The organism is Actinoplanes sp. NBRC 103695, from assembly GCF_030269485.1.
Classification (GTDB): Bacteria; Actinomycetota; Actinomycetes; order Mycobacteriales; family Micromonosporaceae; genus Actinoplanes.
Map to the genome: position 1 here is coordinate 38,678 of NZ_BSTL01000038.1, position 25,765 is coordinate 64,442.

Genomic DNA, 25,765 nt, shown 5'->3' on the forward strand with positions numbered 1-25,765 from the left:
AAGGCAGTAAGGGTCAGGCTGCGCAAGCCCGTCCAGGAGGGAGCAGGGTCAGGCTGCGCGAGCCCGTCCGGGAAGGCAGTAAGGGTCAGGCTGCGCAAGCCCGTCCAGGAGGGAGCAGGGTCAGGCTGCGCGAGCCTGTGCGGGAGGCGTCAGGCCGAGGTTGGCGAGTTCATTGCTCGCGTACGCCAGCTCCGACGCGATCGAGTCGGCCGGTGCGGGCGTCCCGGCGGGCCGGTCTGGCGGCGTCTCGCCCCGCGGGGCGGCGTGCACGTCCAGGCACTCGGTGCCCGGCTGTGCCCCGCCCATCAGATGGCGCAGCGCCGCCCGCCACACGTCCGTGGTGGCGGTGAGGGGCGCGGGCGGCACCTCGGCCAGCGGCACGTGCCGGCGGACCCGCCACGGCCCGGGCGGGAAGTCGTCCGCCGACGCGGGCATCTCGTCGAGGTAGGCGCCCCCGGCGTTGGTGATCGGGCAGCGGTCACCGGCGGGCAGGTAGCCGCGCAGGATGTCGGCCGCCGCCGGCGGGGCGGGAACCTCCACCGCGGCGGCGATGCGCACCTGGATGACCGACAGCCCGGCCTGGGTGAGCCTGTCCAGCGCGTCGGCCGGGTCCTCCCAGGTGCAGGCGAGGTTGGCCAGGTCGAGGCAGATGCCGATGCGTTCCTTGCCGACGCCGGCGAGCGCGGCGATGGTCTGGTCGGTGGCGTCCAGCACGTTGCCGGGCTCGGGCTGCAGGCCGACCCGCACCGCGCGCCCGGTGTGCCAGGCGACCTCGGCCAGCCCGGCGGAGAGCCGGCCCAGGACGCGTCCGCAGGCTTTCTCCTTGGCGTCGTCCCAGCCCGCGCGGCGGCCCAGCCCGATCGTGGTGACCGCACCGCGGACCGCGTCGTCGGGCAGCAGGTCGACGAGTACGCGGGCCAGGTCGAGCGTGTACTCGAGGCGGTCCGGGTCGCTCCAGTCCGGCTCCTCGATAGGATTCTCGCCGCCGCCCCCGGCGTAGGGCATTCCGCTCAACGTGACGACCTCGAGGCCTCGGGCATCGAGTTCACCACGCAGCCGGGTGCGGAGACGCCCGTCGACGGCGAGGGCGGCGGCGAGGGTGGGGGGCAGCCACAGGCTCACGGCGAGGACACCGGCATCAAGCCGGCTGCGAACCTCGGTGGCGTAGGCGTCGATCCGTTCGACCACAGCGGGCAGGTCGCGCGTCCCGTGGACGTCGATGCCCGAGCTGAGGTGGACGAGCCGTCCGGAACGGTGACGCAGACGCATCAGATCCCTCCCAGTGGTGCACCAGCGCATCTGCACGTGCATTCGCCCGTGCATCCGGCTCCAGTATGGACCAAGGTCGGGATCGGCCATGATCGACGTTCCGTCGTCCGGCGGGTTGCCATGACGCCTCCATCCGTGGGGGTCTTACGGCCCCGGATACGAGAGTCGGCTTACCCACGGATCAGCGGCGCACGAGCCGTGCGACCCCGTGACCACCGCGAACATGATCCTTTGGGAAGCTGAGTATCCGTCTCCGACGATGGTCACGCGCGGTGTGAGCTGCTCGAATTCTTCATCTGAATGTCAACTGAGCGTGACGTGAGAGCGTTTTCCTCGTGCACTAAATGCACAAACGGGCGTGCACGAAACGATCACACGTGCCGATCACCGCGTGCATCCGCAACACGCCTGGCTGTCATAAAGCATGATCCCCGGTGCTGCTCGGCCCGACCCGAGCAACACCGGGGACGTAACCCGCCGCGGGCTCGCCGGCGCGGGGCGCAACCGCGCCGTCCCTCGCCAGCCCGCGGCGAGAAGAACGAACGTTCTTTCCTTTGATGACGAACCGTCGCGACCCGGGGCGTCGCGATCACGGCCGGCCTAGGCCATCGCGACCGTCGTGGGTTCCACCTCGATCCAGCGCGACGACTCCGCCGAGCGCTCCACCGCGTCCAGCACCAGCTGTACCTGGAGCGCGTCCGAGAACGACGGCGTCGGGTCCTGCCCGGTCGCGATCGCCTCGATCAGGTCCCTCATCTCGTGGGTGAACGAGTGCTCGTACCCGATGCCGTGCCCCGGTGGCCACCACGCCGACATGTACGGGTGGTCCCCCTCGGTCACCTGGATGACGCTGAAGCCCTGCTCGGCGCTGGGCAGCTGGGCGTCGTAGAACTCCAGCTCGTTCATCCGCTCGAAGTCGAACGCGACCGAACCGAGCGAGCCGTTGATCTCCACCCGCAGCCCGTTCTTCCGGCCGGTGGCGAAGCGGGTGGCCTCGTAGGTGGCCACCGCTCCCCCGTCCAGCCGGGCGATGAACAGCGCGGCATCGTCCACGGTGACCTGGCCGGTGCCGGAGCCGTTGCTCGCGGCGGCCAGACCGGACGACTCGGCCGGCAGCGGGCGCTCCTTGATGAACGTCTCGGTCAGCGCGCTCACCGAGGAGATGTGCTGCCCGGTGACGAACTGCGTGAGGTCCACGATGTGCGCGCCGATGTCGCCCAGGGCGCCCGAGCCGGCCTTGTCCTTCTGGAGCCGCCAGACCAGCGGGAACTGCGGGTCGATGATCCAGTCCTGCAGGTAGACGGCGCGGACGTGGCGGATGGTGCCGATCCGGCCGTCGGCGATCAGCTTCCGCATCAGAGCCACGGCGGGCACCCGGCGGTAGTTGAAGCCGCACATCGTGCGTACCCCGTTGATCTTCGCCTGCTCCGCGGCCGCGGCCATCTCCCGCGCCTCGGCCACCGAATTGGCCAGGGGTTTCTCGCACAGCACGTGCTTGCCCGCGGCCAGCGCGGCCAGCGCGATCTCCGCGTGCGAGTCCCCCGGCGTGCAGACGTCGATCAGATCGATGTCGTCCCGGTCGATCAGCGATCGCCAATCGGTGGTGTGCGAGGCCCAGCCGAGCTTGGCGGCCGCCTCGGCGACGCCCGCCTCACTCCGGCCGCACACCACCGACAGCTGAGCCGACAGCGGCAGGTCGAAGGCGTGGTTGACGGTACGCCACGCCTGAGAGTGCGCGGCGCCCATGAACGCGTAGCCGACCATGCCGACCCGCAGCTGCCCCATCTCTGAACTCCCTTGGTAGCGGTGCTATCAGAACCCGAGCTTGGCGTACTGGCTCGCGTTCTCCTTGGTGATCGTCTCCGAAGCCAGCGTGATCTGCTTGGGAACCTGCAGCTCGACCAGGTCCGACATGCCCTTGTTCTGCCCGATCAGGCGAGCCAGCGAGATCGCCGAGGAAGCCATCGACGGGCTGTAGGTGACGGTCGCCTTGAGCACGCTGTCGTCCTTGACGATCGCGTCGATCGCGGCCTTCGAGCCCGCGCCGCCGACCATGAAGAACTCCTTGCGGTTGGCCTGCGTGATCGCGGCCAGCACGCCGATGCCCTGGTCGTCGTCGTGGTTCCAGAGGGCGTCCATCTTCGGCAGCGCCTGGAGCAGGCCGGCCGCCTCACGCTGGCCGCTGTCCGCGGTGAATTCGGCCGCACGGCGGTTCGCCACCCGGAAACCGTTCGCGGCGAGCGCGTCCTTGAAGCCCTTCGACCGGTCCTGGGTCAGCGGGAGAGCGTCGATGCCGGCGATCTCGCCGATGATCGGGGCGGTGACGCCCTTGGACTTCATCTGCGCGGCGATGTAGTTGCCCGCGGCCACCCCCATGCCGTAGTTGTCGCCCTTGATCAGCAGGCGGTAGGCGAGGGCGTCGGGGAACTCGCGGTCCAGGTTGATCACCGGGATGCCGGCCTTCGTCGCCTCCAGCGCGGAGGAGTTCAGCTCCTTGCCGTCGTGCGGCAGGATCACGATCACGGTCGGCTTCTGCGAGATCAGCGTGGCCAGCGACCCCCGCTGGGCGGCCGCGTCGGCGCCGGCCTCGACCGACTTCAGCTCCACGTCCTTGTACGCCCCGGCCTGCGCCTTGGCGTTGTTCGTGATGGCCGCGATCCAGCCGTGGTCGGCAGCCGGCGCGGAGAAGCCGATGACGACCTTCTCGCCGGGCGCCGCGTTCGGGTTCGCCTCCTCGTTGCTGGCGTTGATCTGGGTGTTGTTCTCGGGCTCGTTGCTGGTGCAGGCGGTGAGGAGGGCGCCGGCGCCGACCGCGGCGCCGCCGAAGAGGATGCGGCGGCGAGAGAAGTTCGACATGTTTTCTCCAGGGGTGACCTGGCGGCCGTTCCCGGTCGCCTGATTTTAGGGGTGAGGAGGGTGAAAGTTTCAGCTCTTGGTGCGTCCCAGGAGGTGGGTGAGCGATTTGTACCGGAACTGCTGGACCAGTACGGCCGCGACGATGATGCCGCCCTTGACCATGTTCTGGACCTCGGTGGGAAGGTTGTTGATCGCGAACAGATTGGTGATGGTGCTGAACACCAGCACGCCGAAGAGCGCGCCGACGATGGTGCCGCGTCCGCCGCTGAGCAGCGTGCCGCCGATGATCGCCGCGGCGATCGCGTCCAGTTCGTACAGGTTCGCCATGGCGGCCTGAGCGCTGGTCGCCTGGGACGTGAGCATGATCGCGCCGATCCCGCAGCAGAGGCCGGACAGGGCGTACAGCAGCACGGTGTGGAATTTGACGTTGATACCGGCGAGCCGGGCCGCCTCGGGGTTGCCGCCGATCGCCACCGTGCGCCGGCCGAAGGTGGTGCGGTTGAGCAGAACCCACCCGGCCGCCACCACGAGCGCGAGGATGATCACCAGCATCGGGATCCCGAGGATCTTGGTGGACGCGATGCTGTTGATCGTGTCGTTCGCCGACACCTGAGTCTGCTTGCCGGAGATCTGCGCGGCGAGACCCCGGGCGGCGACCATCATGGCGAGGGTCGCTATGAAGGGCACGAGTTTTCCGTACGAGATCAGCACGCCGTTGATCAGCCCGACGACGACGCCGACCACGATGGCCGTGAAGATCATGCCGGCCGCGCCGTAGCCCTGAGTCGCCAGCGTGGTCGACCAGACCCCGGCGATGGCGACGATCGCGCCCACCGACAGGTCGATGCCGCCGCCGATGATCACGAAGGTCATGCCGACCGTGACCACGCCGATCGCCGACGCCTGCTGGAGGATCGTGAAGACGTTGTTGCTGACCCAGGTGGCGTCGCCGTAGAGGTCCGGCCGGGTGATGATGCCGATGATCGCCAGGATGATGAGGACGCCCACCAGGCCGAGGTTGCGCCGCATCGGCTCCGCGGCGTCACCCTTGAACCAGCTCTCGCGGGATTTGTTGTTCGGGGCGTCCGGCGCGGGCGCCGGCTTCGCCACCTGCGTGTCGGTCATGCTGCGCCTCCCTTTGGCATGCCCTTCTGGCCCTCGCGTGCGGCGCCGTCCGCAGGCGCCGGGTGGTGCCGCTCGGTGCAGGCGGTCATGCCAGCTCCCCCTCCAACAGCGACCCCGCCATCACGAGGTCGAGAACCGTGGCTTCGTCGAGGTCGCCGGCCGGCGCCTCGTGGATCAGGTGGCCCTCGCGCATCACGAGGACCCGGTCGGACAGGCCCAGCACCTCGGGCACCTCGCTGGACACCAGCAGTACGCCGACACCGTTCGCGGCCAGGTCGTGGATCACCTGGTAGAGCTCCGCGCGGGCGCCGACGTCCACGCCCCGGGTCGGTTCGTCGAGCAGCAGCAGCTTGGTCCCGCCGATCAGCCAGCGGCCGACCACGACCTTCTGCTGGTTGCCGCCGGACAGCGTTCGCACGGCGCGGCCGGTGTCCCGGGGCCGCAGCTCGAGCGAGGCGGCGACCTTGTCGGCGGCCTTACGCTCGTCGCCGGTGTCGGTGAACCCGACCGTGGCGAACGTCGCGAACGACGACAACGTCATGTTCTTGTAGATCGGCTCGTCCAGCAGCAGCGCCTGGCTCTTGCGTTCCTCCGGCGCCATCCCGATGCCGGCCCGGACCGCGCCGCCCACGGTGGTGATCCGATGACCGTCCATGATCACCGTGCCGGCGTCCGCGGCGCGCGCGCCGAAGATCGTCTCCAGCAGCTCGGAGCGCCCGGACCCGACCAGGCCCGCGATGCCGACGATCTCGCCCTTGCGGACCGTGAGCGAGGCGTCGGCGAACTCGCCCTCCCGGGAGAGCCCCCGCACCTCCAGCAGCACCTCGGTGTCCTCCGGCGCGACCCGCGGCGGGAACACGTACTCGATGCTCCGGCCGGTCATCCGGTTGACCAGCTCGCGCGTCGGGGTGGTGCGCGCGGGCAGGTTCGCGGCGGTGGTGCGGCCGTCCTTGAGCACGGTCACCCGGTCGCCGATCTCGCGGATCTCCTCGAGCCGGTGCGAGATGTAGATGACCGCGATGCCCTGGGCGGTCAGCTCGCGGATGATCCGGAAGAGGTTGCCCACCTCGTCATGAGCGAGCACGGCGCTGGGCTCGTCCATGACGATCAGCTTGGCGTCGTGCGAGAGCGCGCGGGCCATGCTGGCGATCTGCTTGCCGGCCGCGGGCAGGCTGCGGACCAGCCTGCGGGGCGGGATCTGCGGGTGCCCGAGCCGGGCCAGGATGTCCCGCGTACGCCGGGCCATCGCACCGCGGCGCACGAAGCCGAATCGCCTGTCCTCGTGGCCGAGAAACGTGTTCTCGGCGACGGACAGGTCGTCGACCAGGTCGAGCTCCTGGTAGATGGTGGCGATGCCGGCTTTCATCGCGGCCTGCGGGTTGGCCGGTGCGAACGGCTCGCCCTGCCACATGATGGTGCCCTCGTCGGCGGTGTGCACACCGGCCAGGGTCTTGATCAGGGTCGACTTCCCGGCGCCGTTCTGCCCGAGCAGGCAGTGCACCTCGCCGGCGCGCACCTGGAGCTGGACACCGTCCAGCGCGCGTACACCAGGGAAGATCTTGACCACATCGGTCAGTTCCAGCACCACAGGTGCTTCCGCGGCCGCGGGCGTTTCACTCGCCACCTGGTCCTCCACCTCACCGTCTCGTGGCTGCGGGGCGCTCATGACGCCTGCTCTCGCACTGCCGGGGTCGTCATGACGCCTGCTCGAAGCAGGTGTCGCTGGCGAGCACGGCGGCGCCGGTGACGCCTGCTCGACTGCCCAGTTCGCTTAAAACGACGGGCAGGTTGCCGGTGGCCAGCGGCAGCGAACGCCGGTAGACCACGCTGCGGATCTCGGCCAGCAGGATGTGCCCGAGCAGCGCCAACCCGCCCCCGATGACGATCATCGACGGATTGGCGAAACTCACCAGCGTCGCCAGCACCGAGCCGACCCGGCGCCCGCCGTCGCGGATCAGCCGGATGCACGTCACGTCGCCCTCGGCGGCACCCTCGGCGACATCTCGCGCGCCCAGCTCACCGTTGGCCGCGAGCCTCTCGGCCAGCGACGGCGACTCCCCGCTGCGGGCCGCGGCGATGGCGTCCCGGGACAGCGCCGAGCCGCTGAACAGCGCCTCCAGGCAGCCGGTGTTGCCGCACGAGCAGATCGGCCCGTGCGAGTCGACCTGGATGTGCCCGATGTCGCCGGCGCAGCCGTCCACCCCGCGGTAGACGTCGCCGGCGAGGTGTATCCCGCAGCCGATGCCCGTGCCGATCTTGACGAAGAGGAAGTCGTCGACGGAGTGCGCGACCCCGCCGTGCCGCTCCCCGATCGCCATGATGTTGACGTCGTTGTCCACCACCGCCGGGCAGCCGTGCTCGCGGGCCAGCACCTCGCGCACCGGGTAGCGGTCCCAGCCGGGCATGATCGGCGGCGACACCGGCACGCCGTCGCGGTAGCTGACCGGGCCGGGCACGCCGATCCCGACGGCGTCGAGCTTGTCGAACGCACCGTCCGTGCGAGCCTTGGCGAGCAGCTCGCTGACCCGGTGCAGTATCACTTTCGGTCCCTGCCTGATGTCGGCGGTCTCGCGGTATGCCGCGACCGGCTCCAGGCGCCCGTTGGTGACCTCGATGTCGATGGAGCTGGCGCCCAGGTCGACCGCCGCGAACCGCAGCCTCGGGTGCAACTCGACCAGGGTGGAACGCCGGCCGCCACGGGACGCGGCCATGCCCGCCTCCGCGATGAGTCCCGCCGCGACGAGTCGCTCCACCTCGGCGAGCAGACGGGGGCGGGTCAGCTCCAGCCGGTCGCCCAGCTCGGCGCGGGACACCGGGCCCTCGTCGCGCAACAGGCGAAGCACCCGATGGTGGGGGGCGTCGGCAACGTGCACGGGTACCTCCGGCAGGGGTTCACAGCCACGAAACGATGCTGTGTCGTGCCGGTCACACTAGGCCCCTTCCGCCGCTCCAGTCCATACCTTCCAGAAGATCTCTACCAACTTTTGTTTTCCACATCAAAAGTCCGCGGACCCTCCCCCATTTGGTTTTGCAACCCCTCCGATCAGCGGAAACACACCCTCCACGCCACCTACGGCGATGGCCCGGAAGTACGCAAAGAAGATCGTTCCGGAACTGAGCGTTGATGATCAACGGCACGACGAAGGCGGCCGCCCCCACTCGGGACGACCGCCTTTCGCCAAGCGCCTCCGCCTGGAGGAGGCAAGTTTCTACTCGGATGCGAGGCCCTTCTCGCTACCCTTCTTCAGTTTCCGGTCGTCCCGGAGCTCCAGGAACGGCTCCTCGTCGGCCGGGTGACCCGCCGCGATCGCGCGTCCGCGCTCCAGTTCGGCGTCCAGTTCCGCGCCCAGCAGGATGGCCTGGTTCGAGATCCAGAGCCACACCAGGAACGCGATCGCGCCGCCCAGCGTGCCGTACGTCTTGTTGTAGTCGGCGAAGTTCGCCAGGTAGATCGCGAACGCCGCGGAGGCCGCCACCCACAGCACGACGGCGAAGATGCCGCCCGGGCTGACCCAGCGGAAGCCGCCGGTCTTCGCGTTCGGCGACGCCCAGTACAGGATCGAGAACATCAGGCTGACCAGGATCACCAGCACCGGCCACTTGACGATGCTCCAGACCAGCACCGCCTGGTCGCCCAGCCCGATCCGGTCGCCGACCGCCGACGCCAGGTCACCGGTGAAGATCACGATGACCGCGGAGGCGACCAGCATCACGCCGATGGCCGCGGTGACGCCCAGCCGGATCGGCAGGGTCTTCCAGATCGGCCGGCCCTCCGGCACGTCGTAGACGGCGTTGGAGGCGCGCATGAACGCGGCGACGTAACCGGACGCCGACCAGAAGGCCAGTGCGATACCGAGGATCGCCGCCAGGCCCGCCGTCTTCGGGTCGCTCACCTGGCCGAGCACGGTGTTCACCAGTTTCTGGATGTCCGCGTTCGGCACGACCTCCTTGACCGTCGACGTCACGGTCGCCTTGCCGTCGCTGCCGACCAGCCCGAGCACCGAGATCAGCGCGATCACGGCCGGGAAGATGGACAGGATGCCGTAGTAGGTCAGCGCGGCGGCCCAGTCCGAGACGTTGTCCTGCGAGTACTGCTTGAAGGTCCGCTTGACCGCCGCGAAGACACCCTTGCCGTGCAGCTGGGTGGGCGTGTCCGGGCCCGCGTCCGGTCCGGGCGGGTTGCCGACCTCGAAGCTGTCGTCACCGGTCCGGGTGGTGGCCACATCCCGCTCACCGGCCTTGCGACCCTCGCGCTCGGTGTCGTCGGACTCGTCCACCGCCGGCTCCTTGTCGTGACGGCCTAGCAGTTTCATCGCGGTTCCTTCCGCCCAGGGATCGCTTCAGCTCTCCTGGAGGGATGCCCCCCGGGTCGCGCGTCTAACCCATCGACATGGAGCGTTACCCGAGGTCAGCGATCACTTGAGGAGCAGGCGCCCCATCCGCCGGCCCGCCACGGTCACCCCGCCGACGAAAAGGATCAGCAGGTAGAACACGTCCAGAAGCTGGACCCAGCTCCAGGTGCCGATGCTGATCCCCCGGATCAGGTGGACCGAGCGGTACAGCGGCGTCACCTCGACCAGCCAGCGCAGCACCACCGGGTACGACTCGGCGGGCACGAACGTGCCGGAGAAGAGGAACAGCGCGAACTGCGCCGAGGACATCAGGTCGAAGTCCTGCCAGCTGCGCATGAACGTGGTCATCGCCAGCCCGACGCCGCCGAAGGCGAAGCCCACCAGGACCGCGGCCAGGAACGCGATCACCGCGCGGCCGGCCGATGTCAGGTCCATCGCGACCATGATCACGCAGAAGGCGGCGGCGTAGACACTGCCCCGGACCATCGCCCAGGACAGCTCGCCGAACGCTATCTCCATCGGCCGCAACGGGGTGGCCAGGATCCCGTCGTACAGCCGCATGAACTTCATCTTCCCGAAGAAGTTGAAGGTCGTCTCGGACAGCGCCCCGGTCATCGCGGACGACGCGAGCAAGGCCGGCGCCACGAACACGGCGTAGGCTACCGACCGGCCGCCGGGCAGCGGGATGTCACCCACCAGGGCGCCCACCCCGACACCGATGGACAGCAGGTAGAAGACCGGCTCGAACAGCCCGGTGGCGACCACGATCCAGTACGCGCCGCGGAGCGCCGAGACGTTGCGCTCCACCATCGACAACGCCCGGCCCGCGGACCCGCCCGAGGCGAAGAGTCGCGGCAGTGCCAGTGTGACCATCAGACGTCCCCCTCAGACCACGAGCCGGCGGCGGAACCGATGCCGGGCCAGCACCCAGCCGCCGCCGATCCAGGCGGCCAGCACGAGCAGATGCGCGGCGACCGGCAACTGCGGGGCGAGGCCCAGCGTGGCCAGCCGGGCCAGCTCGACGCCGTGCCACAGCGGCAGCGCGTAGGCCAGCCCGACCAGCACGTCGGGCATCTGGTCGATCGGGAAGAACACCCCGGAGAACAGCGACATCGGAAGCATCCCCAGCCGCATCAGGATGGACAGATAGCCCTCGGACCGGATCGTCGCCGAGTACGCGAAGGTCGGCGCCGCCACCGCCAGCCCGACCAGCGCCACGATCGGCAGCACCGCGAGCGACCACCACGAGTGCAGCGCGCCGAAGGCCGCCGCCACGAGCAGGAACGCCGACACGGTGGTGAGCACCCGGAACACCACGAAGGCGAGGTGGCCGTCGAGGATGTCGGAGATCCGCAACGGGGCCGCGGCGTGACCGAAGTAGGTGCGCCGCCACTCGAAGCCGCCCAGCACCGGCCAGGTCGCCTCGCCGATCCCGACCTGCATGGCCGTCGACGCGATCAGGCCCGGCACCAGCCAGTCCAGGTAGGGCACCCCGTCGACACCGTCGACGTAGGCACCCACGCCCAGCCCGAAACCGAGCACGGTGAGCAGCGGCAGCAGGAACGAGGACAGGGCGCTCCCCCGCCAGACGCGGCGGTAGCTGACCAGGTGGTACTCCAGGACGTAGGCCGTGGCGCGCATCAGTCCACCAGGGTCCGGCCGGTCAGGTGCAGGAAGACGTCCTCCAGGCTGCTGCGCCGCACCAGCACGCTGGCCGGGCTCAGCGAGCGGCTCTGCACCTCGGCCACGGCGGCGTCGCCGTCCGGGACGTAGAGCAGGATGCGGTCGGGCAGCACCTCGACCCGCTCGCCCAGGCCCGCCAGCTTGTCGGCGTAGACCTCCTGCGACTCGGCGACGAACCGCAGCTCGACCACCTCGCGCGTGGAGTAACGCTCGATCAGCGACCGCGGCGAGCCCTCGGCCACGATCCGCCCGCCGTCCATCACCACCAACCGGTCGCACAGCTGCTCGGCCTCGTCCATGTAGTGCGTGGTCAGCACCAGCGTCACGCCCTGCTGCTTGAGCCGGAACAGCCGTTCCCACACCAGGTGCCGGGCCTGCGGGTCGAGGCCCGTCGTGGGCTCGTCGAGCAGCACCATCTCGGGCTCGTTCACCAGCGCGCGGGCGATCGTCAGCCGCCGTTTCATGCCGCCGGACAGCGGCTCGACCTTGCTGTCCGCCCGTTCCCGCAGCTGCACGAAGTCGAGCAGCTCGTCGGCGCGGCTGCGAGCCACCCGGCGCGGGACGCCGAAGAACCGGGCGTAGGTCGTCAGGTTTTCCCGCACGGTCAACTCGGGGTCCAGATTGTCCAGCTGTGGACAGACGCCCAGCCGGCCCCGGATCGCCGGGCCGTCCGTGCGCGGGTCGAGGCCCAGGATGCGCAGCTCGCCCTCGGTGGGCGGCGACACGCACCCGATCATGCGCATGGTCGAGCTCTTGCCTGCGCCGTTCGGACCCAGGAAGCCGAACGCCTCACCGCGGCGCACGTCGACGTCGATGCCGGCCACCGCGGTGAACTCACCGAAGCGTTTGACCAGCCCCCGCGCGTGGATCAGCGATTCATCGGTCACACCGGGAGACCCTAGAGGCCGGGTACGACAACTTCGACCGGTTTCAGAGCGGCGGCGCCGTGGCCGCCTGGGCGGCGTTCACGAGCTGGCCGGTCAGCTCGATCACCGGCTCGGCGTCCACCGGCGTGCCCGAGTCGTACCGGACCGCCCAGCTGAGTCCGTCGATCCCGCTCACCCGGCGGCCGACCACCCGCACACCGCCCTGCGGCAGCGCATGATGCGACGTGTACGCCACCGAGCGGGTCACCCGGGTCCGTACCTGATCGGGCACCTCCCCCGGCTCCAGCAGCAGGAACGTGATCGGCGGTGCGTCCACCAGCACGGCGTAGTCGTCGCGCACCTGGGCCACCTCGGCCGGGATGATCCGCAACTCGCGGCCCGACCAGGCGGCCTTGTGGATCTCGTGCCAGCCCAGCCGCCCGTTGCCCGGCAGCCACAGGCCGACATTGGTCACGACCAGCGCGGCGTCGTCGCCGATCGCGGCCCACGCCAGCACCCGCTCGTCGGAGGCCAGCTCGGGGCGCAACGCCACCGGCAACCTGGGTCGTCGTCCGAAAAGCTTCACAGTCCCCCCGCCGCCTGGTCGCGCAATGCCCGCGCGTGCTGCTCCAGCGAGAACAGCTCGCCGGCCAGCGCGAGATATTCATCCTTGTGCGCCACCGGGTTGATCCGCTGCACCTTCGACTTCAGGTCACGGATCCGGGTGGCCACCGCGCCCACCTGCAGGCGGGCCAGCACCCTCGACACATAGTGCGGATCGACCTCGCCGTCGCGCCGGGGCGGCTCCACCGACAGCTCGCCGATCAGCGCCTTGCCGCTCAGGTCGGCGCACAGGTCGCGAACCGCCTCGATCCAGCCCGCGCCGCCGGTCGTCGCGGACGCGCCGCCCGCCTGCGCGACCGCCTGCCGGATCCCCTGGAAGACCGGGTCCGCGTACGTCTCGGGGCCGAGCGCGTCGAACATCGGACCGGCCAGCACCGGGTACTGAAGCGCCAGTTTCAGCGCTTCCCGCTCGACCAGGCGCTGCGGGCTGTCCGGCGCCGGACGCTGGGCGGGCACCTCACGGTCGGCCGCCTGCGCCTGGTTCACCGCGCGCAGCACCGGGTCGAGGTCCATGCCGAGGTCACCGGCGAGCTTCCGGGCGTACTCCGGGCGCTTTTCCCTGTCCTTGATCTTGGCCACCAACGGCGCCGCGCGGCGCATCGCCTCGACCCGCCCCTCGACCGTGTCCAGGTCGAAGCGCGACAGGGTCTGCCGCAGGGCGAAGTCGACCAGCGGTTCCCGGCGCGCGACCAGGTCACGCACCGCGAGATCGCCCTTGGCCAGGCGCAGCTCGCACGGGTCCATGTTGTCCGGGGAGACCGCGATGAAGGTACGCCCGACGAACCGCTGGTCCTCCTCGAACGCCCGCAACGCCGCCTTCTGTCCCGCCGCGTCCCCGTCGAAGGTGTAGATGATCTCGCCGGCGACGCTGTCCGAGTCCATCAGCAACCGGCGCAGCACCCCGATGTGATCGGTGCCGAACGCCGTGCCGCAGGTGGCCACCGCGGTGTGCACCCCGGCCTCGTGGCAGGCCATCACGTCGGTGTAGCCCTCGACGATCACCGCCTGGCTCTGCTTGGCGATCTCCCGTTTCGCGTGGTCGATGCCGTAAAGCACGTGCGACTTCTTGTAGAGCGGCGATTCCGGGGTGTTCAGGTATTTCGGCCCGTCATCGTCGTCGAAGAGCTTGCGCGCGCCGAAGCCGATCGTGTCACCGGCCAGATCGCGGATGGGCCAGACCAGCCGGCGCCGGAAACGGTCGATCAGCGAGCCGGACTTCGCCGGTTTGGCCAGGCCACCGGCGTTCAACTCGTCCTGCGTGAAGCCCTTCTGGCGCAGGTGCTTGGTGAGCTGGTCCCAGCCGTCCGGGGCGAAACCGCAGCCGTACCGCTCGGCGGCGTCGCGCCCGAAGCCGCGCTGGGCGAGGAACTCCCGGGCGATCCGCGCGCCCGGCGTGGTCAGCTGCTCCTGGTAGAACAGCGCGGCGGCGGCGTGCGCGGCGATCAGGCGCTGCCGCTGGCCCGGCTGCTGCCGCGGCGCGCCCCGGTCGTTCGGCGACTCGTCGTACCGCAGCTGGATGCCGGCCCGGCCGGCCAGCCGCTCCACCGACTCGATGAACGACAGGTGCTCCGCGTCCATCAGGAACTTGATCGCGTCCCCACCCTGGCCGCAGCCGTGGCAGAAATAGACATTCCGGGCGGGGCTGACCGTGAACGACGGCGTCTTCTCGTCGTGGAAGGGACACAGCCCCTTCAGGTTGCCGCCGCCCGCGGACTTCAGCGTCACCGTCTCGCTGATGATGTCGGCGATCGACGTGCGGTCGCGGACCAGTGCGATGTCCTCATCCTTGACCCTGGCCACCGGTACATCCTGCCTCGGGCGGTCAGGCGTCCGCCACGAGGGTCCGATGCCACGCGACGGCGGCGTGGTCGGTGAGCGACGCCACCTGGTCGATCACCACGCGCAGCCGGGCCGCGTCGTCGCCGGCCTGCTTCCACAGCGGCCCGAAGACCGGGTCCAGGCCGTCCGGCGCGCGCTCGCACAGGGCCGCCACCAGGTCCTTCAGGATGGTCCGCTGGCGTTCGTACCACTCCTCGGCCGCGCGCAGACGCATCACGTAGCGCAGCGCCATCCCCTTGAGCAGCGCGCAGTGGTTACGCACCGTACGCGGAACGACCAGGTCGGCCTCGTACCGCCGGACCCGCTCCGCCCCTTGCCGGCTGATCGTGGCGCCGACCGCGGAGGAGACGAACCGGCCGGTCAGCACGCTGGTCATCCGTTTCAGCGCGATCTGGCTGCGGAACGTGCCGTCGTGATCCGCCGCGGCGGCCACCACCTCGTCGGCGAGCAGCTGGTCGAGCGAGGCGGCCAGTTCCTCGGGCGGCGACGACGAGTACACCGCGGCGACGTCGGCGACCAGGGCGGCCCGCTCGTCGGCGTCGTCGAGCAGGTGGCGCAGCGTGATGTAGCCGCCGTGCACCCCGTCCTCGACGTCGTGCACCGAGTACGCCACGTCGTCGGCCCAGTCCATCACCTGCGCCTCGAGACAGCGCCGCTCCCCGCCGGGGGTGCCCTGACGGAGCCACTCGAAAACGGGCAGATCGTCGGCGTACACCCCGAATTTGCGGTTTCCGGGTTTGCGTGGCCACGGGTATTTGCTGGTGGCGTCGAGAGAGGCCCTGGTCAGATTGAGGCCGGCGCCGGGGACCTTGGCCTCCAGCCGGGTCAGCACCCGCAGCGTCTGCGCGTTGCCCTCGAAGCCGCCGCACGACTGGGAGACCTCGTCGAGCGCACCCTCGCCGTTGTGGCCGAACGGCGGGTGGCCCAGGTCGTGCGCCAGGCCGGCGGTGTCCACCACGTCGGGGTCGCAGCCCAGGCGCGCGCCCATCTCGCGGGAGATCTGGGCGACCTCCAGCGAATGGGTCAGACGCGTACGCAGGAAATCGTCCGACCCGGCGGTGTGCACCTGGGTCTTGGTGGCGAGCCGGCGGAACCCGGCGGAGTGCAGCACGCGGGCGCGGTCCCGCTCGAATTGGGTGCGCCCGTACCCACTGTCCTTAGCAGGCTCCGGCGCCCAGCGCTCGGCATCGGCCGTCATGCGGCTCAGCCTAAGCGCTCGGTCGGAGGTGCCGACGAGATACGTGTGGAGGCTGGGGTAAAGGTCAGGCTGACCATCGTCGCGCGGTTGCTGCTGATGACGATCGCCGGCGTGGTCGCCGCGATCCTGGTCGCCGGCGCCGCGACCTGGGGGTCCGCCGGTCAGGCCGCGGCAGGCAAGGACATCGCGCGGGTGAGCGACGGTATGAGCCATCAGTGGAACGCCGACATGATGCATGACGGCCTGCGCGCCGACGTGATGGCCGCGATGTACGCCACCACGCCCGAGCAGCGGGAGAGGTTCGAGGTCGACGGGGTGCGCGAGCATGCCGCCACCATGCTGGAGAGCTTCGACCTCGCCGCCGCGCAAGCGCCGTCGTCGCTGACCGCGGAATACGAACGGGTCCGTCCGGCGATCGTGGAGTACGGCGCGTCCGCCGAACGCGTCGTGGCCGGCGCCAAGGACGAACTGCCGGCGTTCCTGGAGAAGTTCGACGCCCTGGAGACCGACCTGGGCGCGATCGACGACGCGATGCTCGCCGCGGTCGGCGAGGCCGGGGCGAGCGGACGGCAGGCGGCCAATCAGGCGGCCTGGATCGTGGTCCTCGTAACAGCCCTGGCCGTGCTGATGAACGTGCTGGCCGCGACGCTGACCATCCGGGCGATCCGGCGGCCGATGCGCCGGATGCTCGAGGCGTTGCGCGCGATGGCCAAGCGGGACCTGACCGTCCAGGCCGGGGTGCCGCACGGTGACGAGTTCGGGGAGATGGGCGAAGCCCTGAACGAGGCGCTGAGCGCCGTGCGTACCACGGTGGCGGCGACCGCGACCAGCGTGACGGCCATGACCGCCTCGAGCGAGGACCTGCGCGGGCTGGCCGGGAACCTGGACGGCTCGGCCGAGCAGACCTCGGCGCAGGCGCGCAATGCCGACGCCGCCGCTCAGCAGGTGTCGTCGCTGGTCACCGGCATGACCACGGCGACCGGCGAGCTGGCCGAGTCGATCCGGGAGATCGCCCGGCAGACGTCGAACGCGTCGGTGACCACGTCCCGGGCGACGGAGAGCGCGACCGAGACGGCGACCGCGGTGGACGCGCTGAGCGGGGCGAGCCGCGAGGTCGGCGACATCGTCAAGCTGATCACCCAGATCGCCGAGCAGACGAACCTGCTGGCCCTCAACGCGACGATCGAGGCGGCCCGGGCCGGTGACGCCGGCAAGGGATTCGCGGTGGTCGCCGGCGAGGTGAAGGACCTCGCGCAGGAGACCGCGCAGGCGACCAGCGACATCACCGCGAAGATCTCGGCGATCCAGTCGATGACCGAGCGTACGGCCACCGCCATCGCCACGATCACCGAGATCATCGGGCAGATCGACGACGGGCAGCGCGCCATCGCCGCGGCGGTGGAGGAGCAGTCGGCGACCACCGAACTGATGGCCGGCAACGTCGGTCACGTGTCGGCCGCGGCCGCCGAGATCAGTGGCACGGTCGCGCACATCACCCGGTCGTCGGAGTCGACGGCGGAGGACGCGAACACCACCCGCCGGTCGGCGGAACGGGTGAGCTCGGCGGCCGGCGAGCTGACCGATCTGATCGGCCAGTTCCGCTACTAGGGTTACTTCTTCCTCGACGAGAGCACGCAGAACTCGTTGCCCTCGGGGTCGGCGAGCACCACCCAGCCGACGTCGGACTGGCCGATGTCCACCGGCCGGGCGCCCATGTCGACCAGCCGCTCGACCTCGGCCTCCTGGTCCTCCGGCCGCAGGTCGATGTGCAGCCGGTTCTTCACCGTCTTGGCGTCCGGCACCGGGGTGAAGAGCAGGCCCGGCATCTCGTCGGGCGTACGCCGGATCTCCACCTCTTCCGGCGCCTCGTGCACGATCCGGTAGTCCAGCGCCTCGGCCCACCATCGGGCCAGCCGGGCCGGGTCCTCCGAGTCCACGACGATCTGCTCCCACCGAACACTCATCGATCCCCCAACACGCCATCGAAACGCCATCGAAAGTGGCGATCATGTTACGCACATTCACCGCAGGGGTTACCGGCGGAACAACGCACCGGCCGTCCGGCGACGGCGCTCGATGGCCGCACACCATGCGTTCAGCCGATGCCACCCCATCCAAGGAGTCGACGTGAATTCCACGTCCCTGCGGCACATCCTGTACGAGCTCGCCGAAGCCGGCCGGACCGGCGCCCTGCACGTCGGTGGGTCACCCGGCGGTGTGCTGTACCTGGTCGCCGGACAGATCACCCACGCCGAGTCGCCGGCCTGCCCGGGTGTCGGTGAGCGTCTGGTGGCGTCCGGCCGGATCCCGGCCGGCGGGTCGATCGAGGACGGGCACGTCAGCCGGCCGGAGCTGGCCTCCCGCTGCCTCGCGGCGGCCGGTGAGGCCACCCGCGCGGTCCTGCGCGGCGACAATGCGACGGTGCGTTTCGTCGAAGGCGAGCGGCACCTGCTCGGCTTGATATGGGCCGCACGCCCGCCCCACCGGGCCCGACGATCCACGCTCAGACCGGCTTCGTGAAACCGGCCGAAGAGGACGCACACGGGGTGCGACTTGTCGTCACACAGTGCCCGCAGGATGGCCCACGGTGACGGCGCGGAAAGCTCGCAACGCCGCCGCAGCACGCAGAACCAAGGCGAAACCTTCGGCCGCGCGTGGCAATGACGCCCGCACCCGCCAGCGGCCCGGGCCGGGGAACGGCGGGACGAACACAACGCTGAGGAGAGAAGTGCCCGGCGTGGAGCACTGCCTGCAGGAGGCCATGGCGATCCCCGGCGCGGTCGGGGCGAGCATCGTCGACTACACCACCGGGTTCCCGGTCGCCACCACCGGGGCCGCACCCAATTCCGACCACGAGGCCGCGGCGGCCGGCACCGCCGACGTCGTCCAGGCCGCGACGAGCCGTTCGCTGTTCGTCTCGGCCGTGCCGCACGACCTCCTGGAAGACCTGATCATCACCACCGCGGGGGGCTACCACCTTCTCCGGCTGGTACAGACCGACTTCGACAGCCGGTTGGTGCTCTACGTGTGGCTGGACCGGATCCACGGCAACCTCGCCGTCGCCCGGCGCCGCATGCAGACCCTGGCCGCGGAACTGGTCGCCACCTAGTCCGATGTAGACGCCACAGCCGCCATCAGCCGGAAGGACAGATGTGAGCCCCACCAAGACCGCGGCTCCCGGGCGCCTGCTCACGCAGGTGGCGGGTGAGCGGCAGACCGGTGCGCTGGTGGTGGGCGGCCACCCCGGCGGCTCCCCGGGCGGCGCCGTCTACCTGCACGACGGCGCGGTGATCTACGCCGAGTCGCCGGCCTCGCCCGGGGTCGGCGAGCTGCTCACCTCGTCCGGTCGGCTGGCCGCGCGTACCTGGCAGGCGGCGCTGGACGCGGGTTCGCCGCAGTCCCGGGTCGGCCGGCTGCTGCTCGACCAGGGGCACCTGACGCAGGGCGAGCTGGAGCTCTGCGTACTCGGCGCGATCTACGACGCGGCGTACTTCGCGCTCGGCTCGGCCAGCGCACCGGTCGAGTTCCGGCCCGGCGCCGGGCACTGGCTGGGCACCGTGGTGCGGGTCGACGCGGCCGCCGTCAACCGCGAGTCACGGCGGCGTTCGCGGTTGCTGGACGAGATCTTCCCGAACGCGCTGATCGACTCGGCGCCGGTCACCCCGGTGCCGCGGGCGCCGCTCGAACGGATCACGCTCACCGCGCTGCAGTGGGAGTTGCTGGTGCACGCGGACGGCCAGCGCACCCCCGCGGACCTGGCGCAACTGCTCGGGCGGGCCGGTTTCGCCACCATCCAGGAGCTGCGCCGGCTCGCGGCGCTCGGCCTGATCGAGCGGCCCGCGGAGAGAGACCCCAAGACCGACGACCCTGATCTGGTACGCCTTCCGCGCGCTCGTGGCACAGCGCCCGCGGCGGGCGTGACCCGCCCGGTGGTCACCCTCGACGAGGGGCCGATGGTGCCGGTGGTGACCCACCGCACCGCCACGGCCGTCGAGGATCCCCCGCCCGCGACGCCGGCCCCGTACACAGGTGATCCGGTGACCAACGGCACCGTCTACCGGCCACCGCGGCTGGCCCGGCGAAAACCCGGCGCCAAGCTCCCCAAAGACCTTGCCGGCGAACCCCCGATGGACGTGCCCGGCGCCGACGAGGTCCTGCTGAAACGCATCCGAACCGCACTGCGGGCCCTGCGGTGACGCGCGCACCCCCGAAACGACAAGGAGGCCGAGCATGGTGAACCCGGCGGTGCTCGAGGAACTCGGCAACCTTCGGTACAGGTTGCCGGAACTGTCCGGAAGCGTGCTCGCCACCGCGGACGGGATGGTGGTCGCGCACGACGCCCACGGCATCGAACCGGACAGCCTCGCCGCGCTGGCGGCCGCACACCTGGCGCTGGCCCGCCGGTTCGCGCACGCCGTCGACCACGGCGAGCTGCGGGAGTCGGTGGTGGAGTGCGACGGCGGCTACATCACCTCGTACGCCGCCGGTCCGGACGCCCTGCTCACCGTCGTGACGACCAGCAACGCGAACCTGGCGATGGTGCACCTCGAAGCCCGTCGCAGCGTACGGCGGCTGGTCGCCCTGCTCACCCTCGAGTTCGTGACGCCGAGCCGCCCGGAGATCCCGCACCAGCCCGGGCCGTCGACGCCGCTCGCCCGGCGTACCCCGATGGCCACCCTGCCCACGAACATCCGGCGCCGGCAAGCCGCCGGCTGACCATCCACCACCCCATTAGTAAGGAAGGCGCATGCCCGACATGGATACCGCACTCAAAGAGATCATGGACATCGACGGCGCGATCGGCGTGGCCCTGGTGGACCACACCAGCGGCATGGCGCTCGGCACCGCCGGCGGTGGCAAGGAGCTCGACCTGACGGTCGCCGCCGCGGGCAACACCGACGTGGTCCGCGCCAAGCTCCGCGCGATGGAGATGCTGAACCTCACCGAGAAGATCGAGGACATCCTCATCACGCTGGACACCCAGTACCACCTGATCCGGCCGCTGACCAGCCGTTCCGGCAAGGGCCTGTTCCTGTACGTGGCGCTGCGCCGGGACCGCTCCAACCTGGCGATGGCCCGCCATCAGCTCAAGCGGATCGAATCGGACCTCGACGTCTGACGGCGATGTCCGGCACGTAGGCGGGGAGGGCTTTCGCTCTCCCCGCCGGCTTTTTGGCTTGCCTACTGTGTGGCGCACAGTATGATGTGTCGCTATGGATGAGGTTCTCGCCCGGCTCGAGGCGGAGCTGCGACGCGGCACGCTCGTCCTCGCGGTGCTCTCCGGGCTGCACGACGAGCGGTACGGCTATGAGCTGCGCCAATCGCTGACCGAGGCCGGGCTGCCGGTCGAGGAGGGCACGCTCTACCCGCTCCTGCGCCGGCTCGAGGCGCAGGGATTGCTGGAGAGCTCGTGGAACACGTCCGGCGCCTCGCCCCGGCGCTACTACCGGCTCAGCACCGACGGGCGCCGGGCGCTCAAGCTGCTCACCGAGACCTGGCGCAGGCAGGTCACGGTGCTGGACACCCTTCTGGAGGAGCGATGAAGACCACCGAGGTGATCGACAGCTACGTGACCGCGGTCGGCCGCCAGCTGCCGCTGCGGCGGCGCGATGATGTGGCGTACGAGCTGCGCGGCCTGCTCGCCGATGAGCTCGCCGAGCGGGCGCGCGACACCGGCCGCGAACCGGACGAGGCGATGGCGGTCGAGTTGCTCCGGGGGTACGGCACACCGGCCGAGACCGCCGTCCGCTACCACCGGCCGTTCGTTCTGGTGCCGGCCGGCGACACCCGGATCTTCCTGATCGCCGTGCTGGCCGGCGGCGCGATGATCTCCATCGCCGGGCTGTCGGCACTCTGGCTGCCGGCCTGGATCGGCGCGATCGTGGTGTTCTTCGCCGGCCGTTCGCTGATCCAGGCCCGGCGGCCCGCGGCCTTCGCGTGGCGGCCACGCCGGATGCCCGACCCCGACCACGCGTCCCGCCTGGCCGGCGCCGCCTCGATCGCCGGTCTGGCCGCGCTCGGCGCCGCCTATCTCCGGCCGTCCATGCTGGACCCTCGCCTGATCTACAGCGACTCCTTCCGCGAGGTGTGGCGGATGCCGTGGCTGCCCGTGCTGCTGGCGGCGCTGATCGTCGTGCACCTCGTCGTGGTGATCCGCGGCCGCTGGACCGACGGCCTGCGCTGGGCACGCACCCTGGTGACGATCTCGGCCGCCGTGCAGATCGGCTGGCACGTCAGCTACGGCGACGTCTTCGCCCAGCCGGCCGTCGACGCCCGCATGCTCCCCTGGCTGGCCGCCGTCTCCGGTGCGCTGATGCTCCTGGCCGTCGCCCAGCTGGTCCTGATGTGGGCCCGCGTCCGCCCCGCCCCGGCGGTCGCCCCTGCGTAGAGCCCGATCGCGGTGAGGGTTCGGCTTTCCTCGCGCCGCCGTGCGAAGTCGATCGGAGCGGCCCGGGCCCGGCCACGACGGCGCTGGTCATGGACGCGATCGAGGGCCCTACGCTTGGTCGGTGAACATGGTGCGGGAGACGGTCGCCGGGATGCTCGGCGGCAGCGTCGGCTGGGAGGCCGGGCTGGACACTCTCACCGTGTCGCCGGTCGCCGAGGTGGACGCCGTCGTGTGGGCGTCGGTGCGGGAGGCGGTCGGCCGGCTCACCGACCGCGGGTGGCAGCCGGCCGAACTCCACCGGGTGGTGGCCCGGCGCGGTGACCCCAGCGAGGCCCGGCTGGTGGTGGACGCGCTCGCCGCCCGGCTCGCCGAGGTGCGCGTGGTCGACCCGCGCTGGCTCGAGCAGGCCCGGGAGCTGGGCGCCGCGGTGTGGTGGTCCGGCGAGGACGATCACCTGCGGGCCGCGGCGGGCCGCTGGCGGGTCGACCGGGTCACGCTGCTCGATTCGGCCCTGGCCCTTTTGCGTACGCTGCGCGCGCTCCCGCCGATCGACGTGCTCCTGCCACCGCCCGGCACGGTCGCGGCCGCCCCTGCCACCGGCGCCGACCCGCGGCTGCTCAACCGGGTGCGGGCGCTGCTCGCCAAGGCGGAGGCGACCGACTTCCCCGCCGAGGCGGAGAGCTACACGGCCAAGGCGCAGGAACTGATCGCCCGGTACAGCCTGGACGCCGCCCTGGCCGAGTCGCAGGTCAGCGAGGTGGTGCCGTTCGCGCGGCGGATCGGCGTGGACCATCCGTACGAGAGTGAGAAGGCGTCGCTGCTGAACGCGGTGGCCCGGGCCAACCGCTGCCACACCGTGTGGTCGCCGGAGCTGGGCTTCAGCACCGTCTTCGGGTTCGAGGCGGACCTGGCCGCGGTTGAGCTGGTCTACACGTCGCTGCTGGTGCAGAGCCACCGGGCGATGATCGGGGCCGAGCCGCGCACCGGCAAGGCCCGGATCAAGGCGTTCCGGCGCTCGTTCCTGATCGCGTACGCGGTCCGCATCGGCGAACGCCTGGAAGCGGTCACCGCCTCGGCCGCCCTCGAGGCGGGCGGCAACGTGCTGCCGGTGCTGGCCTCCCGTGACGTCCAGGTCCGCGAGACGATGGACCGTGCCTTCCCGCGTACGGTCCGTTCCCGGGGTTTCCGCGTCGACAGCGACGAGGGCTGGCACTCCGGCCGGCAGGCAGCCGACCGCGCGACCCTCGGTTAGGCCGTGTTTCAAGACCCGGCCAGAAGTCAGCCGCCGCTGTTCTCCATCTCCGCGCCCTCGGGCACGGTGTCGTCGTCACGGCTGTCCAGCCAGCCGTACGGCAGCGACACCTTGCCCGGGGCGTTGATCCGCCCGCGCGGCTGACCGAGCGACTCGCGCGGGAACGGCTCGGCCGGGTCCAGCTTGGCGAGCAGGTCGTCCAGCTCGGCCAGCGACGAGATCATCGCCAGGCTGCGCCGCAGATCGCCGCCGACCGGGAAGCCCTTCAGATACCAGGCGACGTGCTTGCGGAAGTCGGCGCAGCCGTGCTTCTCGTCCTCCAGCGCGTCGACCAGCAGATACGCGTGCCGGGACATGATTTTGGCGACCTCACCCAGCGTCGGCAAAGCCTGCGTGGGCCGCCCGGCGAACGCCGCTTCCAGGTCGGCGAAGAGCCACGGCCGGCCCAGGCAGCCGCGCCCGACGACCACGCCGTCACAGCCGGTCTGCTCGACCATCCGCAGGGCGTCGCTCGCCTCCCAGATGTCGCCGTTGCCCAGCACCGGCACGTCCAGGGCCTGCTTGAGGGTGGCGATCGCCTCCCAGTCGGCCTGCCCCGAGTAGCGCTGCTCGGCGGTGCGGGCATGCAGGGCGACGGCCGAGACCCCCGCGTCCTGGGCGATCAGGCCGGCTTCGACGTACGTCAGATGGTGGTCGTCGATGCCCTTGCGCATTTTGATCGTGAGCGGAACGCCGGCCGGCGCCGCGGCCTCGACCGCCTGCTTGACGATCCGGCCGAACAGCTTGCGCCGCCACGGCAACGCCGACCCACCGCCACGCCGCGTGACCTTGGGCACCGGGCAGCCGAAGTTCAGGTCGATGTGATCGGCGAGCCCCTCCTCGGCGACCATCCGCACGGCGGCCGCGGTGACATCCGGGTCCACGCCGTAGAGCTGCAGGCTGCGGAAGTCCTCGTCCTCGGCGAACGCCACCATCTTCAGCGTCTTGGGGATCCGCTCGACCAGCGCCCGCGTGGTGATCATCTCGCACACGTAGACGCCGCCGCCCTGCTCCCGGCAGAGCCGCCGGAAGGCGACGTTGGTGATGCCCGCCATCGGCGCCAGGACCACGGGAGGCGTCACGGCGTGCGTGCCGAGTTTCAGTGTCATGACCGAGCGCACCGAGCGGCAGGAGCCGGCGCCGGACCACGGCGCGGCAGGCGAGGGCCACGAGGGCGTGACGAAGGCAGCGCAGTCATGGTCTCCAGGTTGCCACGCGAGTGTGCGAGGGTGTCATCGTGGTCCCTCGCAAACTCGTGGCCGTGTTCCACACGCCGACGTCCGAGTTCATGCTGCGCCTCGCCGGCGAGCTCGGCTTCCACTCGATCCTGGTGGAACCCGACCCGACCCAGGTACCGCCGGTGGCCCGCCCGCACGGCGACCAGCTGGTCCACGACCTGGCGGCGGCCGGCCTGGACGACCACACCGACGTGATCCTCACCGACCACCACCGCCCCGAGATCGGCGACATCCTCAAGGAGGCGCTGGCCGCCCGGACCCGCTGGATCGGCATCCTCGGCAACCCGCACCACGAGGGCCCGCACGTCGCCGCCCTGCGCGACCTGGGCGTCCCCGACGACGAGATCGCCCGCGTGCACCGCCCGGTCGGCCTCAACATCGGCAGCAAGACCCCGTCCGAGATCGCGGTGGCCACGCTGGCCGGCCTGATCGCCGACCGCAACAACCGCCCCGGCGGCTTCACCTTCTAAGCGGAAGCCCTGAGGGGCTTCTCAGCGGCCGCCCTGATGGGCGCGAGCGCGGCACTCCAGCTGACCACGTCGTCGAGCATGGTCGTCAGTGCGGCCCGATGGCGGTCGCCCGGGTCCATGTCGGTGAAGATGTTCAGCGCCACGTGCGGCCCCACGTCGGCCACGCGCAGAGCGCCGAGGACCAGCCGCAGTTGCTCGGCCGCGCGGATCCCGCCCTCCACGCCGTAGGACACGATGCCGGCGGCCTTGGTGTTCCACTCCGCGTACACCCGATCCAGCGCGTTCTTCAGCCCACCGGGCAGGGCGTGGTTGTACTCGGGCGTGACGAAGACGTACCCGTCGTAGCGGGCGACCGTCTCCGCCCAGGCCCGGGTGTGCTCCAGCGTGTAACGGCCGAGCGCGGGCGGGAACGGTTCGTCGACGGCCGGCAGGTGGTGCTCGGCCAGGTCGACCAGCTCGAAGCGGGCGTCGTCGCGCCGACCGGCCTCGTCGAGCACCCACCGGGCCACCGCCTCGCCCTTCCGTCCGGGCCGGGTGCTGGCCAGGATCACCCCGATCGTGGTCAT

The 25,765-nt window shown here is 70.8% G+C and carries 26 protein-coding genes; 10 read left to right on the forward strand and 16 right to left on the reverse strand.

Annotated elements, in window-relative coordinates; genetic code table 11:
* Positions 1-120 precede the first annotated feature (120 nt).
* The 13 genes from QSK31_RS42450 to QSK31_RS42510 form a co-directional block, all read right to left on the reverse strand.
* Entirely contained in the window at positions 121-1,269 is a 1,149-nt protein-coding gene (locus QSK31_RS42450) for a TIM barrel protein (protein WP_285690582.1), read from the reverse strand.
* 600 nt (positions 1,270-1,869) lie between these two features.
* Entirely contained in the window at positions 1,870-3,054 is a 1,185-nt protein-coding gene (locus tag QSK31_RS42455; RefSeq protein WP_285690583.1) for a Gfo/Idh/MocA family protein, read from the reverse strand.
* A 27-nt stretch (positions 3,055-3,081) separates the two neighbouring features.
* Positions 3,082-4,125 carry a substrate-binding domain-containing protein gene (locus QSK31_RS42460; RefSeq protein WP_285690584.1) on the reverse strand — a complete coding sequence of 348 codons (1,044 nt, stop codon included), beginning with the start codon at positions 4,123-4,125 and terminating at the stop codon, positions 3,082-3,084.
* A gap of 69 nt (positions 4,126-4,194) precedes the next feature.
* Positions 4,195-5,250, reverse strand: a complete 1,056-nt coding sequence (locus QSK31_RS42465) for an ABC transporter permease (protein ID WP_285690586.1) — start codon at positions 5,248-5,250, stop codon at positions 4,195-4,197.
* 85 nt (positions 5,251-5,335) lie between these two features.
* Complete coding sequence (locus QSK31_RS42470; RefSeq protein ID WP_285690589.1) at positions 5,336-6,916, reverse strand: sugar ABC transporter ATP-binding protein; 1,581 nt, start codon at positions 6,914-6,916, stop codon at positions 5,336-5,338.
* A gap of 28 nt (positions 6,917-6,944) precedes the next feature.
* Positions 6,945-8,123 carry an ROK family transcriptional regulator gene (locus QSK31_RS42475; protein WP_285690590.1) on the reverse strand — a complete coding sequence of 393 codons (1,179 nt, stop codon included), beginning with the start codon at positions 8,121-8,123 and terminating at the stop codon, positions 6,945-6,947.
* Between the two features lie 336 nt (positions 8,124-8,459).
* A complete protein-coding gene (locus QSK31_RS42480; RefSeq protein WP_285690591.1) occupies positions 8,460-9,563 on the reverse strand; it encodes a YihY/virulence factor BrkB family protein in 1,104 nt (367 codons plus the stop codon).
* A 102-nt stretch (positions 9,564-9,665) separates the two neighbouring features.
* Entirely contained in the window at positions 9,666-10,475 is an 810-nt protein-coding gene (locus QSK31_RS42485) for an ABC transporter permease (protein WP_285690592.1), read from the reverse strand.
* Between the two features lie 12 nt (positions 10,476-10,487).
* Entirely contained in the window at positions 10,488-11,243 is a 756-nt protein-coding gene (locus QSK31_RS42490) for an ABC transporter permease (RefSeq protein ID WP_285690593.1), read from the reverse strand.
* The gene (locus tag QSK31_RS42495) at positions 11,243-12,172 is read right to left on the reverse strand and encodes an ABC transporter ATP-binding protein (RefSeq protein ID WP_285690594.1); all 930 of its coding nucleotides are present in this window, start codon (positions 12,170-12,172) and stop codon (positions 11,243-11,245) included. Before QSK31_RS42495 ends, QSK31_RS42490 begins: the two co-directional genes overlap by 1 nt.
* A gap of 43 nt (positions 12,173-12,215) precedes the next feature.
* Positions 12,216-12,737, reverse strand: a complete 522-nt coding sequence (locus QSK31_RS42500; protein WP_285690595.1) for a hypothetical protein — start codon at positions 12,735-12,737, stop codon at positions 12,216-12,218.
* Entirely contained in the window at positions 12,734-14,575 is a 1,842-nt protein-coding gene (dnaG, locus tag QSK31_RS42505) for a DNA primase (protein WP_285690596.1), read from the reverse strand. Before dnaG ends, QSK31_RS42500 begins: the two co-directional genes overlap by 4 nt.
* Before the next feature lie 22 nt (positions 14,576-14,597).
* Positions 14,598-15,812 carry a deoxyguanosinetriphosphate triphosphohydrolase gene (locus QSK31_RS42510; RefSeq protein ID WP_285690598.1) on the reverse strand — a complete coding sequence of 405 codons (1,215 nt, stop codon included), beginning with the start codon at positions 15,810-15,812 and terminating at the stop codon, positions 14,598-14,600.
* Between the two features lie 45 nt (positions 15,813-15,857).
* On the opposite strand from QSK31_RS42510, the gene QSK31_RS42515 reads away from it, so the two are divergent.
* Positions 15,858-17,420, forward strand: coding sequence for a methyl-accepting chemotaxis protein (locus QSK31_RS42515; protein ID WP_285690600.1), 1,563 nt, complete (start codon positions 15,858-15,860; stop codon positions 17,418-17,420).
* A gap of 2 nt (positions 17,421-17,422) precedes the next feature.
* On the opposite strand, the gene QSK31_RS42520 is transcribed toward QSK31_RS42515, so the two are convergent.
* Positions 17,423-17,776, reverse strand: a complete 354-nt coding sequence (locus QSK31_RS42520) for a VOC family protein (RefSeq protein WP_285690601.1) — start codon at positions 17,774-17,776, stop codon at positions 17,423-17,425.
* Between the two features lie 163 nt (positions 17,777-17,939).
* On the opposite strand from QSK31_RS42520, the gene QSK31_RS42525 reads away from it, so the two are divergent.
* The 8 genes from QSK31_RS42525 to QSK31_RS42560 all read left to right on the forward strand — a co-directional run bounded on the left by QSK31_RS42525 (position 17,940) and on the right by QSK31_RS42560 (position 23,452).
* On the forward strand, positions 17,940-18,332 hold the full coding sequence (locus tag QSK31_RS42525; RefSeq protein ID WP_285690602.1) for a DUF4388 domain-containing protein: 393 nt from the start codon (positions 17,940-17,942) through the stop codon (positions 18,330-18,332).
* Positions 18,333-18,540: 208 nt separating this feature from the next.
* Complete coding sequence (locus QSK31_RS42530; RefSeq protein ID WP_285690603.1) at positions 18,541-18,921, forward strand: hypothetical protein; 381 nt, start codon at positions 18,541-18,543, stop codon at positions 18,919-18,921.
* 43 nt (positions 18,922-18,964) lie between these two features.
* A complete protein-coding gene (locus QSK31_RS42535) occupies positions 18,965-20,008 on the forward strand; it encodes a DUF4388 domain-containing protein (RefSeq protein ID WP_285690604.1) in 1,044 nt (347 codons plus the stop codon).
* A 34-nt stretch (positions 20,009-20,042) separates the two neighbouring features.
* Positions 20,043-20,528 (forward strand): roadblock/LC7 domain-containing protein, encoded by a 486-nt coding sequence (locus QSK31_RS42540; RefSeq protein WP_285690605.1) that lies wholly within the window; start codon positions 20,043-20,045, stop codon positions 20,526-20,528.
* 31 nt (positions 20,529-20,559) lie between these two features.
* A complete protein-coding gene (locus QSK31_RS42545; RefSeq protein ID WP_285690606.1) occupies positions 20,560-20,931 on the forward strand; it encodes a hypothetical protein in 372 nt (123 codons plus the stop codon).
* A gap of 94 nt (positions 20,932-21,025) precedes the next feature.
* Positions 21,026-21,355, forward strand: a complete 330-nt coding sequence (locus QSK31_RS42550; protein WP_285690607.1) for a PadR family transcriptional regulator — start codon at positions 21,026-21,028, stop codon at positions 21,353-21,355.
* The gene (locus QSK31_RS42555) at positions 21,352-22,200 is read left to right on the forward strand and encodes a hypothetical protein (protein ID WP_285690609.1); all 849 of its coding nucleotides are present in this window, start codon (positions 21,352-21,354) and stop codon (positions 22,198-22,200) included. The genes QSK31_RS42550 and QSK31_RS42555 overlap by 4 nt, the downstream gene beginning before the upstream one ends.
* Before the next feature lie 127 nt (positions 22,201-22,327).
* Positions 22,328-23,452 (forward strand): DUF2786 domain-containing protein, encoded by a 1,125-nt coding sequence (locus tag QSK31_RS42560; protein ID WP_285690642.1) that lies wholly within the window; start codon positions 22,328-22,330, stop codon positions 23,450-23,452.
* A 26-nt stretch (positions 23,453-23,478) separates the two neighbouring features.
* Here the strand turns inward: QSK31_RS42560 and dusB are convergent, their stop codons facing one another.
* Positions 23,479-24,600, reverse strand: coding sequence for a tRNA dihydrouridine synthase DusB (gene dusB / locus QSK31_RS42565; protein WP_285690610.1), 1,122 nt, complete (start codon positions 24,598-24,600; stop codon positions 23,479-23,481).
* 128 nt (positions 24,601-24,728) lie between these two features.
* Between dusB and QSK31_RS42570 the strand changes: the two genes are divergently transcribed.
* On the forward strand, positions 24,729-25,199 hold the full coding sequence (locus tag QSK31_RS42570; RefSeq protein WP_285690611.1) for an XdhC family protein: 471 nt from the start codon (positions 24,729-24,731) through the stop codon (positions 25,197-25,199).
* Here QSK31_RS42570 and QSK31_RS42575 read toward each other — a convergent pair.
* The gene (locus QSK31_RS42575) at positions 25,196-25,765 is read right to left on the reverse strand and encodes an NADPH-dependent FMN reductase (RefSeq protein ID WP_285690612.1); all 570 of its coding nucleotides are present in this window, start codon (positions 25,763-25,765) and stop codon (positions 25,196-25,198) included. The two genes, QSK31_RS42570 and QSK31_RS42575, sit on opposite strands and share 4 nt — an antisense overlap.